This window comes from Methylophaga sulfidovorans (assembly GCF_900114205.1).
Classification (GTDB): domain Bacteria; phylum Pseudomonadota; class Gammaproteobacteria; order Nitrosococcales; family Methylophagaceae; genus Methylophaga; species Methylophaga sulfidovorans.
Genome location: NZ_FOSH01000003.1, coordinates 186,276 through 203,305, shown reverse-complemented (window position 1 = coordinate 203,305; position 17,030 = coordinate 186,276). Strand labels below are relative to the sequence as shown.

Sequence of the window (17,030 nt, the reverse complement as noted above, 5' to 3'; positions counted from 1 at the left end):
AATAATCTAAATCGCGCTATCAACGTATTTCTGATAATTGGCCTGTTGCTCAACTACCTTCGCTGTATTTTCTTCCAGACTACCCACATCCGCTGTAAATCAGCATCCAGACTTTTATCTTTGGAGGTATTGAGAAGTGTCACAATATCTTGCATCGCTTGATTTGTTTGCAAGGTAATATTTTCTATTGTGGCAAAATGCGCTTTGATGACATTCCTTCTCGCCCCTGATTTGGCATCAATCATCAACTGTTGTAATTCGGACGCTTTTTTTAATTGAAGCTGGCTCGCTTCAGACACGTTTTTTTTCCAACGGTAATGACATTTGATGAATAACGGAAAACTCATCCGAAATATTATTCATTTTGAAGATAGCAAAAGCGGAGATAAGCACTTGGCTTAGCCCAAGAATAACAACCACACTGAAAATCTTTTTTCCAATAGGAAGATTTTTAATAAACTGAATTCCAACTCCGTATCCTAATCAAGTCCAATCATCATCCTGCCAACCATGAAAATGTCATAGCTGCTTCAGGAAGTATATCGGCTAACATTCTTGATAATAAATCTTTTTTATCGAAGCTTTACTCTCCAATCTGAAATACATCAAAAAATATCATTACTTATCTACCTTAAGTTTTTCTTAACGAAAACTATGTATGATGCATTCACCAATAATTTCACTTTATTCACTATTGATGGTGAATCCGCTGATAACTGATGGATATTCCATGCAAAAAAATAATAACAACAGTCTCTCTTCTGATCTTTATTTTATTTTTAGTTCTGCATTTATTTTAATGCTGTTACAGACGCTATTAAGAGGCGTTCTGTTATGGCGAAACAATGATCTGAGTGCCAGCATTCCCAGCCATGATCTTATTCATGCCTTCATCACCGGGCTTCGCTTTGACTTGATTGTCACGGTTTATATGCTTCTACCATTAGTTATTGGCTTACTGTTTAAAAATGGTTTAAGCAACCGTAAAGCCTATACAGTCTGGCTTACCTTTGTTTCCAGCGTGATGATCTTTCTCGCTATTGTTGAGCTCGACTTCTATCATGAGTTTCATACACGGCTGAACAGCCTGGTTTTTGAATATATGAAGGAAGATCCGGCAACAGTATTGAGCATGATTTGGTATGGGTTTCCTGTCGTCACTTACCTCATCATTATCGGTCTAATGATCACGGCATTATTTTTTATCTTTACTGTAAACAGCCGGATTAACCAAGCTAAGTCCACTGATAAAACTCGATACAGCCTGAGAATGACGGCATTTCTCGTAGTATTGTTAATATCCGTCGTGGCTGCACGAGGCACATTACGTCAAGGGCCACCACTGCGTTGGGGTGATGCCTTCCAGAGTAATTATCTTTTTGCTAATCATTTGGGCTTAAACGGCGTTTATACATTAGCTAAAGCCGTCATTGGTACCAAAAAAGGCGATAATAAGTGGCTCAAGAAAATGCCATTAGCTGATGCTAACAGCACTGTCGAGAAAATGATTTTAACGCCGTCTGATCAACTTATAGACCCCGAGTACTCACCCGTATTACGTAGTTATCATGCACATGTGGGCTTAACCCAAAAACCATTAAATGTTGTGTTCATTCTTATGGAAAGTTTCAGTGGTGAATATGTCGGTGCTTTAGGTCATGATGAAGGCATCACACCTGAATTCGACAAACTCGCTAAACAAGGCCTGTTATTCAATCGCTTTTTCTCAAACGGCACGCATACTCACCAAGGTATGTTTGCTTCATTAGCCTGCTTTCCTAACCTCCCTCACTATGAGTATTTGATGCAACAGCCTGAGGGCAGTAACCATTTTTCGGGTTTGATACAAATGACAGCCGACAGAGGTTATCAAAGCATATACGTCTATAACGGCGATTTCGCCTGGGATAATCAAAAAGGCTTTTTTGGTGCTCAGGGTATGCAACGTTTTATTGGCAGACACGATTTTGTGAATCCTGTTTTCTCCGATCCTACCTGGGGCGTATCCGATCAGGATATGTTCGACCGGGCTGCCGAAGAGTTACAAAAAATGCCTAAAGACAAACCATTTTTTGCCTTTTTACAAACCTTATCTAATCACACACCTTATGCTTTACCTACCCCACTTCCAGTAGCAAAAGTGACAGGTCATGGTGAGTTGAATGAACATTTAACCGCGATGCGTTATGCCGATTGGGCTTTAGGCCAGTTTTTCAAAAAAGTAGCCAAGTCAGATTATTTCGATAACACACTATTTGTTTTAGTGGGTGATCATGGCTTTAGTACCCCTAATCAGGTCACCGATATTGATATGCTTAGATTCCATGTGCCGTTATTAGTTATTGGCCCGGATGTTGTCAAAAAATATGGTCACAGTAATTCAACGGTTGGCGCTCAAGTTGATATTGCACCAACTGTCGCTGGTTTAATGGGTGGAGATACCACTTATAGCTGCTGGGGTCGTGATTTATTAAATATCAATGACGCCGGATTTGCTGTTGTCAAACCATCAGGCTCTGATCCAACTACAGCTATCATTGATGATAATAAAGTGCTGGTTAAATCAACAGACAACTCTGCAACGTTATATAACTATCAGTTATTACCAAAAGCATCTGCAAACATGATTCATGACGCTGCTGACACAGAGAAATTGGATCATCGTATAGATGCGTATATTGAATCGGCCACATCGACTTTATTACAAGGTAAAGCCGGTGTAAAAGCACCAGATAACCCTGTTGCTGTTAATTGATCAGCCCAGCGAATAATTGCCAACCTGCTTACATTCAGTTATGTTGCGCACTAGTTATTTGTAAAGAGGATAAATAACAATATGAAAATAAAATTCCTGATCATTCCATTGTTCATGACAGCATTTGCTGCTCATGCTGATAGCTCTACATTAGATGCAGCAGTAGGTGGCGGCATTGGTGGTGCTGTAGGCGCTGCCGTTGGCAACGAAGTAGGTGGACGAGATGGTGCAATGATAGGTGGTGCTATCGGTGCAGCCACAGGTGTAGCCGTCAACACTGATGAATCTGAAGGTCACAGCGAACATCATAAAGAACATCATTATGATGACCATAAAGGACACTTCTGCCCGCCCGGTCAGGCAAAAAAAGGAAACTGCTAGTTTCCAAAAAGAAAAGCCGTCATCAATGACGGCTTTTTTGTATCGCTTATTTATTTAACAAATACTTACGCCAGGATCCAAATGATGTAATGTCGGTCGCCTGCTCAAGGCCATAAGGCTCACAGATAAATCCTGTGACCCAGCGCCCATCTTTCACTTCCAACTTGCCTAAACCTAAAGGCGCTGCAATGCCTGCCAGAAACGATCCCAGGGTGGCTGTAGGTAAAGACCAGAGTTCAATTTCAATCTCTGACCCGTTTTCATCACGAACCAGTCCAGGTCTTTTTGGTGGACCACCCGCTAAGGCATAAAGCTTATAGGCATTAGCCGTTACCGTTTTCTCTAAAAAGACACCGCCTCGCTCCGTTAATTGATAATTAAGCGGTTGCCCTTGCAAATGAGCCCCACATACGGCGACAGTGATGCGATCATCACAGCCTGAGATAGCCGCTGTTGAATCTGGACAGGAAATATCCATCGCACCTAATGGCAATCGTAAAGACTGCTGCATCAAATTGGCATAACTTAATAAACGGGCATCACTAAAAGCACGTGAAAATAAGGTCACACCAAACGGTAAACCCGATGAAATAAATCCTGTCGGTACCGCTATCGCACTGCAATCAAGCAGGTTCATAAAGTTGGTGTAATGCCCCAGATTACTATTAAGTTTTATCGGATCTGCCTGTACCTGTTCAATGGTATAGGTGGTGCCAGCTGTTGGCGTCAGAATAAAATCATAGCTTTCCAGCGCATCTCTTACCTGCTGTCGGCAAACCTGTAACTTATATTCCGCTTTAAATAAGTCATCTGCTCGGGCATCTTCCTGTGTCGCCAGAATATCCTGAATGACTTGCAGCATAGCTTGTCTGTCGACGCCTTCTGTTGCCACACGACGCTCTGCCACCCAAGGGCCTTCATAAAGCAGTCTGGCAGCAGTAAAGAATGGTTCGAAATCGATAAACTGTTTCTCACCACCCAAGCTTTCCAGATGTTTTACCGCTTGTTCAAATTGCTCAGCATATTCTGCATCACCAAAAAAATTCAGCTGATCGGATTTTGGCACAGCAAAACTAAACGTACTGTCGGCTAACTGACCGTAGTTACCTTTATTGGTATCCAGATTGGGTCTGGCAAAGGCATCATTAGCGTCAAATTCGGCGGCTACATTAAATACCGTATTGGCATCATCAGTGGTTAAGCTAAAAATAGATACACAATCCAGACTACGACACGCTGGCACGACACCATCGGTACTCAATAAACCTCGGGTTGGTTTTAAACCAATCAGATTATTAAAGGCGGCAGGCACACGTCCTGACCCTGCGGTATCTGTACCTAATGAAAAGCTGACTAAACCTAATGCCACAGCCACCGCTGAGCCCGAACTTGAGCCACCAGAAATATAGTCTTTATCAAAACTGTTATGGCATGGCCCCCATTTTTCAGGTGAACGCACGCCCACCAGCCCGGTAGCAAACTGATCCAGATTGGTTTTACCTAGAGGAATTGCACCAGCATCAATCAGTTGTTGCACAACAAAGGCTGATTTATCGGGCGTGTAAGTATAGGCCTCACAGCCTGCCGTGACAGGGAATCCCGCCAACTCGATATTATCTTTAATAGCAAAAGGAATCCCAAACAGCGGTTTGTCTTCAATACTGCTGTTTTCCAAAGCATCCAGATAAGGCTGAAGTTGTTCCAGACTGAATAACTCGATCCAGATATTGTGTTCAAGATACTGCTGACAACGCTCTAAGGCATTCTTAATAACTTGTTTTGGTGACAGCTCACCAGCTTGATAGGCTTGTTGCAAGGCAGCAATGGTCATATTTTGTTGTGTCATTTATTCAACCTCCAACACTAATAAACGGTCACCCATACCGACTTGTGATCCTGCTTTTCTGGAAAGTGAAGTCACTTTACCTGCCTGCGGTGCTGTCACCAGAATTTCCATTTTCATGGCTTCTAAAATCATCAAGGTGTCACCTTCTTTCACGTCCTGTCCTTCTTCCACTTCGATTTTCCAGATACTGCAATTCAATGGGCTATCTACAGAAATTGCATTGTCTGCCAGTGGCAATAAAGCTTCATCCACTTCGACCTGTTGATCACCACTATCAAAATGCAATAGACCATCGCGTTTCCAACGTTCTAATTCTTCATTAAAGGCTTTCTGACGCATGCTGGTGAACGTATCAATTTCAGCTTGATGCTGTTCAATAAAGGCGTTGTAGTCTTTTAAATTGAAACGTGTTTCTTCAATCTTGAGTTCATAGTTACCATGAATAAAATCACGGCGTATTTGCATTAACTCATCATGGCTGACTTCATAAAACTGAATTTGGTCAAAGAAACGTAATAACCAGGGCTTGGTGAACTCTTTGGTTGTTTCGTAACGATTCCACATTTGCAGAGTACGTCCGATAAACTGATAACCACCCGGCCCTTCCATGCCATACACACATAAATACGAGCCGCCAATACCAACAGAGTTTTCTGCGGTCCAGGTTCTGGCCGGATTGTATTTTGTCGTTACCAGACGGTGTCTTGGATCCATTGGTGTCGCTACTGGGGCACCGAGATACACATCGCCCAGTCCCATCACCAGATAGCTGGCATCAAACACAATCTTCTTCACGTCATCTACGGAATCAAGACCATTGATACAGCGAATAAACTCAATATTATCAGGACACCATGGGGCATTTTCTCTCACCGATTGCATATATTTTTCGCTGGCTAAACGACAAGCTTCGTCATCCCAGGAAATCGGGATATGCACAATCCGGGTGGGTAAATCTAAATCATCCACATGCTGGATATCTTTCTCTGCCTGTTTTAATACACTCATTAAGTCATCAAGAGATAACACCATACTGTCATAGTGCACCTGCAGCGAACGGATACCTGGCGTCAGCTCTAAAATGCCCGTCACCGCCTGTTCCTGTAACCACAACATTAAGGCATGTACTTTAAACCGCAGATTGATATCTAAGGTTTGCTCACCAAATTCGACTAAGAGATAGTGATCCCCTGCCAGTCGATAAGTAATGTCCATACCCGATGAAGCATCTTTGCTAATGGCATGAACAGGCGTATCAATAACGACAGGCTCTACGGATACTGATTGTTGACTTAAACCATCAATCGCCTGATTTTGTGCACGCTCTAAGGCATTGGCTGTTTCAATCGATACAGGTATAAAGCGAACGGTATCTCCTGCTTTTAACTGGCCCACTTTCCATAAATCAGCGGTAATTACGGTTGCCGGACAAACAAAGCCCCCCAAAGAGGGTCCATCTGGCCCAAGAATAATCGGCATATCCCCAGTAAAGTCGATAGACCCAACAGCGTAGGCATTATCGTGAATATTAGAAGGATGCAGACCAGCTTCGCCACCATCGGTTCTTGCCCATTCTGGTCTTGGCCCAATCAAACGCACGCCGGTACGACTGGAGTTGTAATGAATTTTCCAGTCTGTCGAAAAGAACATCTCGATATCATTATCAGTGAAAAAGTCAGGTGCACCATGCGGTCCGTAGACCACATGAATATCCCAGTGATGCTCAATTTCAGGCTGTAAAGAATCTGCCATCAACGTATTATCAGCGACTTGTTGCTCAGGCAGAATGTGTAATACATCACCTGTTTTTAATGTACGACCGACGTGTCCACCAAACTGACCTAAAGTGAAGGTTGAGCGTGAACCTAAATATTCAGGACACTGAATGCCACCAGCGACTAATAGATAGGCTCTGGCACCCGCACCTTTAACCTGACCTAATTTCAGCTTATCACCAGCTTGTACTGAAATAACTTGCCATGCTGATTTTGCTTCACCATTGACTTCAATGCTCAGTTCAGCACCAGTCACCACAATGCTGGTCGCCACATTAAAGCTCAGTTCAGGGCCCGATAAGGTAATTTCCATCCCCGCACAGGACTCGTCATTACCTAATAAACGATTACCTAAACGGAATGAGAGACTGTCAAATGGCCCAGATGGCGGTACACCGATATCCCAGTAACCAACACGTGCAGGATAATCCTGAATCGTTGTCATGGTGCCTGGCGACAAGATATTAATAGTTGAAGGCTGATAGATAAAACCATCCAGATAACGAGTGGTAACAGCAGCGTTTAAGAAAGCCTCGTCTTTTAAAATTTGGCTAACATAATCGGCATTGGTCTCTATACCATAAACTTGTAACTCTTCTAATGCCGTTAATAACTTACTATGGGCTAATTCACGACTATCGGCATGACTGATGATTTTGGCTAACATCGGATCATAAAAAGGCGAGACTTCGATACCGGCTTTAACCCAGTAATCAACGCGAATGGCCTCACTCTTTGGCCAGATAACTTCTGTCAGTAAGCCTGAAGATGGCTGAAACTGTTTATGCGGATCTTCAGCATAAAGTCTGACCTGAATCGCATGGCCTTTAGGTTCAGGTGCTTTTGCAGGTAATTGAGATTCTTTAGCACCGACTTCGATCATCCAGCGGACCAGATCGACGCCGTACACTTCTTCTGTAACCCCATGCTCAACCTGCAGACGGGTATTTACTTCCAGAAAGTAGAACTGTTGATTATCAGCGTCATAAACAAATTCCACCGTACCGGCACTACGATAGTGAATGGCAGACATGAGTCTGACAGCCACTTCCTGCATTTCGGCACGAACATCATCAGGAATATTAGGTGCTGGCGCTTCCTCAATGACTTTCTGATTACGGCGTTGGCTGGAGCAGTCCCTATCACCTAGGGCCAGTACATGCCCTTCCCCATCGCCAATCACCTGCACTTCAATATGACGGGCGCGAGTAATAAATTTCTCCAGAAATACCCCATCATTGGAAAAGTTATTAGCACTCAGATTTTTAACAGAGTTAAACGCCTGACGTAATGAAGCTTCATCATCACAACGGTTCATACCGATACCGCCGCCGCCAGCAGTAGATTTGAGCATCACTGGATAACCAACGTCATTGGCTTGGGTAACGGCATCTTCTAAAGACATTAATAAGCCCGTGCCTGGCAATAAAGGTACATCGTTATCTTCTGCTAAAGCCCGGGCACTATGTTTTAGACCAAACGACTCCATCTGCTCTGTTGTGGGGCCGAGAAAAACTATATTGTTTTGTTCACATAAACGAGCAAACCCTGGATTTTCACTGAGGAAACCATAACCGGGATGAATTGCTTCAGCGCCTGCCTGTTTAGCAATATCGATAATGCGTTGTTGATTAAGATAAGTGTCACTGGCACGGCCTTCGCCCAGTGAGTAGCTTTCATCTGCAGCACTGACATGTAATGAATCTCGATCAGCTTCGGCATATATCGCTACTGCCTGGACATTCATTTCATGCAAGGTGCGAGTAATCCGCGTCGCAATAGCACCACGGTTAGCAATTAGAACTTTCTTAAACATGATGGGTATTCCTAATCTGGGTCGTCCCAGCAAATAAAGCGTTGTTTCGGGTCGTCCCGAAACACAATCCGTATTAGCTCCAGATAACCACTTCTACAGGTGTTGGGTTATAAGCGTTACAAGGGTTATTCAACTGTGGACAGTTAGATATCAACACAATCACATCCATTTTTGCCGTCATTTCCACATATTTACCGGCTTCAGAAATACCATCAGCAAAGGTCAGGTGACCGTCTTCTGTCACGGGTACATTCATAAAAAAGTTAATGTTATGAGTGATGTCACGTTTGCTGACACCAAAATGTTCATTTTCAGCGACCGCCAGCATCCAGCTATCACGACAAGCATGCATGGTCTTTTTCTCCAGCGAATAACGCACGGTGTTAGATTCTGTGGCACAGGCACCACCCAGCGTGTCATGTCGGCCACAGGTATCTGCAGTAATCTCTAACATGGGGTTGCCAAGATTCGACAACAGTGTTGTTCCTGCAGTGAGATAAACATTACCTTGCTCGCGTAATGTATCGATTGCACTGTATCTTTCACTGGGATCAGCCGCACTGTAAAACAAAGTGTCGGCAGCCTGATTACCATGTGAATCAACAATCCGCAGCGTTTCACCTGCTTTGAGCTCATGCATCCAATAATCGCCTGCTAACACTTCTTCACGATAGCTGGCTTGCCCAGGGTTTAAATTACTTTCTTTAATCACAACAATATCCTTCCCTAATTAATGATGATGACCGCATTGGTGATAAATACGGTTATTTTCAAAACCACGCTGATTCTCAGCGCAGTGATTTACACACTCATCATCGTCAGCCACAGGTGCAGATTCTCTCAATTGGTATGTCACGGGATGTTTAGGGTAAACAGCAGCCGTATTCATTGGATGCGGACAGGTATGGAAGATAACCAGCGTATCCATCTCAAAACGTAAATCGATGTAATCACCCGCTTTGCTGTTATTTTCAACAAATTGCATATTGCCTTCGGCATCGGTTTTTACCTGACTGAACAAATTCAGATTAGCGGCCATATCACGACGGTTCATGCCGTATTTGGCTAACTCAACTAAAAATGAATTATCACCGCTTAATGTCCAGTTATTGCGAGCTTCCTGATAACTTCTATCTGCCCAGCGTTTTTTCATGCTCTCGGTGGATAGGTTTCCGCCCACAGTATCGTGCCACCCAACGGTGTCATCGATAATGGAACAGAACACATGACCCATGTCTGAATACAAACAATGGCCTTTGGTCAGCTTAAAGGTATGTTGACATTTCAAGGTGTCCGGGGCGTTATAACGTTCCAGTTTATTCAAAGGGTTATAAAACAACATGCCTACATTGGCACCGCCCTCTTTATCAATCAGACGCAGTGTCGTGCCTTTTCTAACTAACATTGACCAATGCGTACCACCGGGCAAGGTGTCTCCATAAATCAGATCGTTTTGTTTCTGGCTCATAATGTTTCCTGCTTTTGTTTCATCGTATTGGAGATGTCATCCAATGTTGATTTCCGAGTATCAGCAACCGGAATATCAAAGGTAATGGATGCGCCATATCGGTTCGGGTTATCAGGGTCAATGCGGTGTTTATCAAACACCAATAAACGTGTTCCCAGATAGAATCCCTCGGTAAGATCATGGGTAATCATGAAAATGGTGATTCCGGTTTTTTGCCAGATATCTAAAATCAAGGCATGCATATCTGAACGAATACCTGGGTCAAGCGCCCCAAACGGTTCATCCAGCAATAACACTTTAGGTTGTTTGATTAAGGCTTGGGCAATTGCCAGACGTTGCTGCATACCACCAGATAGTGACGTTGGATATTGCTTAGCTACATGCCCGAGACCTACCAGCTCTAACATTTCCTGAGCCTGAGCACGGACCTTCCGACGTTTACTACCAAAACAGCGACCTAATAGTCTGGATTCGCCAAGCTCTACACCCAGCATCACATTTTCGATAACATTCAGATGGGGAAAGACAGAGTAACGCTGGAAGACGATGCCCCGATCAGCATCGGGCTCATCGCGGATGGGATCACCATCCAGCAATAATTGGCCGCGAGAAGGTTTCTCAGTGCCCAGCAGCATTTTCAGAAATGTGGTTTTACCACAGCCTGATGCGCCAACCAGCGTTATAAACTCCCCTGCTTTTACAGTCAGGTTGATATTTTCGAGTACCACATTATCGCCGTACTCTTTCCATAGCTTTTTCAGTTCAATATTGTTCATTTAGCACCTCCCTCGTTTTGCTGCCAAGGGAAGGCATATAAAGACAATCTACGTAATAGATAGTCAGTCAGAAACGCTAATAAAGTTATCCAGACCACATAAGGCAGAATCACATCCATCGCCAGATAACGTCTGACCAGGAAGATACGATAACCTAGCCCTTCAGTCGCTGAAATAGCCTCTGCTGCAATTAAAAACAACCAGGCAGATCCCAGGCTTAAACGCACTGCATCAATCAATTTAGGTAAAATCTGCGGCAGTATCACCCGTACTATCAATTGCCAGGTAGATGCACCTAAAGTTTGTGCTTTGATGATCAGCTCTTCGGGTAAGGCCATCACACGTAATTGCACATCACGAATCAAAAAGGGCGTGATACCGAGCACTATCAGAGTGATTTTAGCGACTTCACCTAAACCGAAAATAATAAACAGGATAGGTAAAATCGCTAATGGTGGCACCAGAGAAATGACAGTTACCACTGGTGCAAATCCTGCTCGCATTAAGGGAATGATGCCAATCAAAATACCGACGATAAGACTGATAAGTGCACTGATACCAACGCCGATGCCTAATCGTTGCAAACTGGCCAGCGTATCAGCCCATAACAGATAATCACCGGTACGTTTACTAGGTTCAAAGGCCATCATATGAATCGCATGACCAAAGGCTTCAAATGAAGGCATCAGTTTGTCGTTGGGATTTACTGCTAAACGCTCATTCGATGCCACCACATAAACCAGTAAAATCAGAATAAAAGGTAAGGCACCTAATAACCATTTACCGGCTTTGCTGGGCTGTTGATTGATTAGTCGTTTCATAATGATTCCCGGACTGCTGACGGTTACAAAGAACCGTCAGCCGCCATAGACATGAAAGAAGAATCGAAACGCAGTTTGACGTTTTCTTTATTACCGACGATGGCACCATCAGGATAAGCAATACCGATAAAGCCAGCATCCATAGCCCCTTCACCTAACAGTCCATGATCGAATGAAAACTCACTGACGTATTTCATGGTTTCAGGCAATTGTTGGCCTTCAGCAAAGGCGACAGCATCTTTTGCTTGATAGAACATATTGGTCGCGGCTAATTGGGATTCGTAGCCAGCCAGGTCTGTACCTGAAGCTTTAGCCATAAACGTTAAGGCATCAGTATCTTTAGCCGCCATACGCGCCATGATTTCATACCAGGCACCGGTTAAGGCTTTACCAAAAGCCGGGTTATCATCCAGCGTCTCAGTATTAACCACTAACATATCAATGATTTCGCCAGGAATTTGTGAGGAGTCAAAGACTTCGCTGGTATTTGGCATTGAGACAATTTCAGATAACAACGGATTCCAGGTAACTGTTGAAGTCACGTCATCGGCATTAAATACCGCCACCAGATCGGCATCAGAAGTATTAACGACTTTAACGTCACGCTCACTCAAGCCAATAGTGTCGAGTGCGCGAGCAAGAAGGTAATGTGAGACAGAAAGTTCAACCAGATTGACGTTTTGGCCCTTAATGTCTTTTAAGGTTTTATCTTTCCCTTTCAGGACAATGCCATCATTCCCATTAGAAAAGTCACCAAGAATTAACGCCGTAGAGTCGACACCACCTGCAGCAGGGATAGTCAACGCATCCATATTGGTCATGGTGCAACCATCAAACTGGCCAGCAGTATATTGGTTGATAGATTCAACGTAGTCATTGATTTGCACTACGTCAATTTCAATACCGTATTTATCGGCCCATTTCTTCACGATACCGGCATTTGCCGCATAGTCCCACGGCATCCAGCCTGCATAAATGGTCCAGGCAATACTGAATTTATCTTTTTGTTCAGCATTCGCTGAAAAGGGAACGACTAGGAAAGAAAATGAAAGCAGCAAGAAGCTGATAATACGAAGATTGGAGAACTTCATGAAGTTACCTCACAGTTAAGTTAGAAACACGGTGCAAGAGATGTTTTACAAAAAACAATCTCCCGGGCTTTTATCCCTCCGTGTAACCTTCACTGTGAAGGTCGGTTACTCTCGGTCCAGACATCATCGTTGATCGGAACCCTAGAAACCTTATTTCGTCGACAGTAGTTGGTAAACCACCTCAGCACTTAATTAGTACAACGCAGATACCGTGCCAGATGGCTATATTTTCTAATAATTCACTGCTGATCATTTACTTACCAGATCAAGCTGCAGATTAACCTCAGAAAACAATGCACCATATTGATGCAAAAATAATAATGCAATGTCCTTTATGGTGCATACATGAATGAGTTAACCACCAGAAAAACGTTTAATCATGTTCAATAAGTTTTGTGATTCTTGTGCCAGTGTTTCTGCGTTTTTATTGACCTCATTGGCATTGCTCACTACGGTTTCTGCATCTGAGCTTATTCTGACCACATTTTTATTAATATCCTCACTCACTGAACTTTGCTCTTCTACAGCGGTTGCGATCATAGTATTCAGCTCGTTTAACTTCTCAACACTTTCTTTAATTAGGCTAACCGAATCAATTGAGCCTTGAATATCCGAACGGCTTGATGCAGCAGTCTCTTTTGTTTTGTCCATCCCTTGAACCACTTTTGCTACAGAACCATCCAGTTTTGAGATGAGATTAGAAATCTCTTGTGTAGATTCTTGTGTGCGTGTTGCTAAAGAACGTACCTCATCAGCCACAACGGCAAAGCCGCGCCCATGATCTCCCGCCCGGGCAGCTTCAATAGCCGCATTCAAGGCAAGTAAATTCGTTTGCTCAGCAATCGTGCTAATGACATCCACAATCGGGTTGATAGCACTGGAATCAGATTCCAGAGTTTTAATATATTCAGTGATGTTATCAAAAGCGTTATCCAGACTAGTCAATCCCTTCACAGCCATTTCTGACTTATGCGAACTTTGCTGTGTTAACTCATCAACATGATTGGAAGATTGTGATGCCAAGCTGGCATTTCTGGCGAGTTCATGAATGGTAGATGACATTTCTGTCATCGCAGTTGCCACCTGCTCTGTTTGTGATGCCTGAGAATTAATAGATTCCATAATGGATTGCTGAGATAAATAGGTCTGACTTGCTGAGTTATCAATGTTACCCGCTGAGTCATTCATTCTTACCAATATCGTATTAAGCTTGGCATGTAGTAATTTATTGATCAGAGTAATTTGGCCAATTTCATCATCAGCACCAGTGTAAACCATGCCCATCAATGGGTCGTCCACTTCGTCTTTTGCTTCTTTCAGAGCTTTATCTAGCGATACAAAAATCCAGCTTTTTAATAGCATGTAGGTCGCGATACCGCCGATAAGAGAAACAACAGGAGAAAGAAAAAACGGTAATTGCTGAATGGCAGGAATCTGACCGAGTAATATTGTAACAAGAGCGACACACACAGCACCTAATGCTGTTTTATTTTTTAAAGAAAGTCTGGTGAAAAAATTACCTAATTTAGGGGATTTTCCTTGATTGATTTGTTTATAGAGTTTGTCGGCCCTTTCTACATCTTCTTTCCTTGGCTTACTACGAACAGACTCATAACCAACAACCTTATCACCTTCAAATATAGGGGTAACGTAGGCATCAACCCAATAAAAATCACCGGTTTTTGTCCTGTTTTTTACAATACCCATCCAGTGTTTACCGGATTTCACTGTTGACCATAAGTCAGCGAAAGCAGCAGGTGGCATATCCGGATGGCGAATAACATTATGATTAACGTGCATCAACTCATCGGTATCAAAGCCGCTAATTTCTCGGAAGATATCATTAAAGCTAGTAATGGCCCCTTTAAGATCCGTGGTAGATATTAGCGGCTCATTAAAACTGACTTCTTTGTCTGTAATGGGTAAATTTTTTTTCATCTTTGTTCCCTTAACCGGTTCATACAATCCACTTTATTATTTTAAATTGCTGACCACTTTATTGTTTCTAACCTAAGTTAACGGCATAAAATCCAGATAACTTTAATACGTCAGAAAAAAATGAATACAGAACTATAACCTGTTGAATTAAATGCAAATATATTTCACCCTATTTATAAGATTAATATGAACAAGATATATCAATAAAAATTATTTAAAATACCCCTTTCGGGTTATTGGTAGTTCAAATGAAAGCACCTCAGGTTGGTTTTGTTAGTCTTGGTTGTCCAAAAGCCTTGGTCGATAGTGAACGTATTATTACTAAGCTCCGCTCAGAAGGGTATAGCATTACTCCAACTTATGATGATGCTGATTTAGTCGTTGTGAATACCTGCGGCTTTATTGATTCTGCTGTTGAAGAATCGCTGGGAAGCATCGGTGAAGCCATCGCTAAAAATGGCAAAGTAATTGTAACGGGTTGCCTTGGAAGCCGTGACAATACCATTCGCGAACAACACCCACAAGTATTAGAAATTACCGGTGCTCATGCCCTCGAAGAGGTAGTCAATGCGGTACATAAACATCTCCCCCCTCAGCATGATCCTTTTGTCAGTCTTGTACCCCCGGAAGGTATAAAGCTGACCCCCAGACACTATGCTTACCTGAAAATATCGGAAGGCTGTAATCACCGCTGCACTTTCTGCATTATTCCTTCCATGCGTGGTGACTTGGTAAGTCGGCCTATTCATCATGTTATGAGTGAAGCAAAACGGCTTGCTGATGCTGGCGTAAAAGAGCTTCTAGTGATCTCTCAGGACACCAGTGCCTATGGCGTTGATGTGAAATATGAGTCCTGTGAATGGAACGGTCGTGAACGTGCAACGCGTTTTTATGATCTGACTGAAGCTCTCAGTGAACTGGGGATTTGGGTCAGAATGCATTATGTTTATCCTTACCCTCATGTTGATGACGTAGTGCCACTAATGGCTGAAGGGAAAATTTTGCCTTATCTGGATATCCCTTTTCAGCATGCCAGCCCACGCATTCTCAAGCTGATGAAGCGACCAGCTTCCTCGCAAAATAATCTGGAACGTATTCATGCCTGGCGAGCAGTTTGCCCGGATATCACTTTACGCAGTACTTTTATTGTCGGGTTTCCAGGGGAAACCGAAGAAGAATTCCAGGAATTACTCGACTTTCTCACTGAAGCTCAACTTGATCGGGTTGGCGCTTTTGCTTACTCCCCTGTTGATGGTGCCACAGCTAACGATTTGCCGGATCAGATTCCTGAAGAGATTAAACAGGAACGTCTTGACCGCTTTATGGCGCATCAAGCTGAAATCAGTGCTGCCAGGCTACAATTAAAAGTTGGACGTAAAGGCCGCATTATTATTGATGAAGTGGTTGAAGAAGGTGCTGTTGGCCGTAGTGAAGCGGATGCACCAGAAATCGATGGCCAGGTCTTTATTGATGGTGCGACTCACCTGAAAGTAGGTGATATCGTTGATGTCGAATTTGAAGAAGCCGATGAATACGATCTCTGGGCAAAGCTTATCTAATACTCTAGATCAAATGCCTGATTGACCGCCTCAACTACCGAGTCGGCAATCAGGGCATTAGCGGATTTTGCCTCTTTTTCATCCTGAGGTAAAAACTTACCCGTTCTGACTAAACAGGCTTGTAATCCCGCATTAATCGCCCCGACAACATCTGATGCTACATCGTCACCAATCATCAGAACTTCATCCGGCCTGACATTAAGCGATGACACCGCCGCTTGGAAAAAACTGGCATCGGGTTTGCCAATGATTTGCGCTTTGACATCTGCTGCATACTCCAGCGCCTGAATAAATGGTCCAGCATCCAGCTGTAATTGCCCTGCACTTTTGAAATATCGGTTACGTCCAATACCAAGCAAAACAGCGCCATCCATCAATAATGAGAAAGCCTGATTCAGTTGTTGATAATTAAATAATTCAGCCGCATCGGTAACAATTACCGCATTCGGTCGGCTTTGATCTAAATCGCTAAACTCAGGCATTAAATCAGGGTGGATAAGACAAAAGGGGCGATAGCCCTTAGCCTGGCACAGGCTTTTTATAGCCACAGGAGCCGTGAAAACTTCCTCTGGTTTTATATCAAAGCCCATGCGTGTCAGTTCAGCAAATACTGACTGACTCGTAGAGCGTGACGTATTGGTGACAAAACGCATTGGTATTGAGCTCTGCCTTAAGGTCTTAATCAGTTCCACCGCTCCGGCGATAGGCTGACGATCAATATACAAAACACCACTGATATCAAACAGAATTGCTTTAATCATAACAATGGCCTCCACTGTATGAGAGCAATGATCTGAGTATGCA

13 protein-coding genes and 1 riboswitch are annotated in these 17,030 nt (G+C 43.2%); of the genes, 3 read left to right on the top strand and 10 right to left on the bottom strand.

The window, feature by feature from the left end; all coding sequences use genetic code 11:
* Positions 1 to 53: 53 nt before the first annotated feature.
* Positions 54 to 299 carry a hypothetical protein gene (locus tag BM232_RS15030; protein WP_245752805.1) on the bottom strand — a complete coding sequence of 82 codons (246 nt, stop codon included), beginning with the start codon at positions 297 to 299 and terminating at the stop codon, positions 54 to 56.
* Positions 300 to 730: 431 nt separating this feature from the next.
* Between BM232_RS15030 and BM232_RS03575 the strand changes: the two genes are divergently transcribed.
* Both BM232_RS03575 and BM232_RS03570 read left to right on the top strand, forming a co-directional pair.
* Positions 731 to 2,755 (top strand): LTA synthase family protein, encoded by a 2,025-nt coding sequence (locus BM232_RS03575; RefSeq protein WP_091711810.1) that lies wholly within the window; start codon positions 731 to 733, stop codon positions 2,753 to 2,755.
* An 81-nt stretch (positions 2,756 to 2,836) separates the two neighbouring features.
* Positions 2,837 to 3,136, top strand: a complete 300-nt coding sequence (locus BM232_RS03570) for a YMGG-like glycine zipper-containing protein (protein ID WP_091711809.1) — start codon at positions 2,837 to 2,839, stop codon at positions 3,134 to 3,136.
* A gap of 46 nt (positions 3,137 to 3,182) precedes the next feature.
* Here BM232_RS03570 and atzF read toward each other — a convergent pair whose 3' ends face one another.
* From atzF to BM232_RS03530, 8 genes are all read right to left on the bottom strand, one after another.
* Positions 3,183 to 4,982 (bottom strand): allophanate hydrolase, encoded by a 1,800-nt coding sequence (gene atzF / locus BM232_RS03565; protein ID WP_091711808.1) that lies wholly within the window; start codon positions 4,980 to 4,982, stop codon positions 3,183 to 3,185.
* A complete protein-coding gene (uca, locus tag BM232_RS03560) occupies positions 4,983 to 8,573 on the bottom strand; it encodes an urea carboxylase (RefSeq protein WP_091711807.1) in 3,591 nt (1,196 codons plus the stop codon).
* A 73-nt stretch (positions 8,574 to 8,646) separates the two neighbouring features.
* Positions 8,647 to 9,285 carry an urea amidolyase associated protein UAAP2 gene (locus BM232_RS03555; protein WP_091711806.1) on the bottom strand — a complete coding sequence of 213 codons (639 nt, stop codon included), beginning with the start codon at positions 9,283 to 9,285 and terminating at the stop codon, positions 8,647 to 8,649.
* A gap of 18 nt (positions 9,286 to 9,303) precedes the next feature.
* Positions 9,304 to 10,041: an urea amidolyase associated protein UAAP1 gene (locus BM232_RS03550; protein WP_091711805.1), complete on the bottom strand. Its 738-nt coding sequence runs from the start codon at positions 10,039 to 10,041 to the stop codon at positions 9,304 to 9,306.
* Entirely contained in the window at positions 10,038 to 10,817 is a 780-nt protein-coding gene (locus BM232_RS03545; RefSeq protein ID WP_091711804.1) for an ABC transporter ATP-binding protein, read from the bottom strand. Before BM232_RS03545 ends, BM232_RS03550 begins: the two co-directional genes overlap by 4 nt.
* Entirely contained in the window at positions 10,814 to 11,638 is an 825-nt protein-coding gene (locus tag BM232_RS03540) for an ABC transporter permease (RefSeq protein WP_091711803.1), read from the bottom strand. Before BM232_RS03540 ends, BM232_RS03545 begins: the two co-directional genes overlap by 4 nt.
* A 23-nt stretch (positions 11,639 to 11,661) precedes the next feature.
* Complete coding sequence (locus BM232_RS03535) at positions 11,662 to 12,729, bottom strand: putative urea ABC transporter substrate-binding protein (RefSeq protein ID WP_091711802.1); 1,068 nt, start codon at positions 12,727 to 12,729, stop codon at positions 11,662 to 11,664.
* Positions 12,730 to 12,786: 57 nt separating this feature from the next.
* Positions 12,787 to 12,885: riboswitch (guanidine-I (ykkC/yxkD leader) on the bottom strand.
* Positions 12,886 to 13,083: 198 nt separating this feature from the next.
* Positions 13,084 to 14,667, bottom strand: a complete 1,584-nt coding sequence (locus tag BM232_RS03530) for a methyl-accepting chemotaxis protein (protein ID WP_091711801.1) — start codon at positions 14,665 to 14,667, stop codon at positions 13,084 to 13,086.
* 248 nt (positions 14,668 to 14,915) lie between these two features.
* On the opposite strand from BM232_RS03530, the gene rimO reads away from it, so the two are divergent.
* Positions 14,916 to 16,226 carry a 30S ribosomal protein S12 methylthiotransferase RimO gene (rimO, locus tag BM232_RS03525; protein WP_091711800.1) on the top strand — a complete coding sequence of 437 codons (1,311 nt, stop codon included), beginning with the start codon at positions 14,916 to 14,918 and terminating at the stop codon, positions 16,224 to 16,226.
* On the opposite strand, the gene BM232_RS03520 is transcribed toward rimO, so the two are convergent.
* Entirely contained in the window at positions 16,223 to 16,987 is a 765-nt protein-coding gene (locus BM232_RS03520; protein WP_091711799.1) for a TIGR01458 family HAD-type hydrolase, read from the bottom strand. The two genes, rimO and BM232_RS03520, sit on opposite strands and share 4 nt — an antisense overlap.
* Positions 16,988 to 17,030 lie beyond the last annotated feature (43 nt).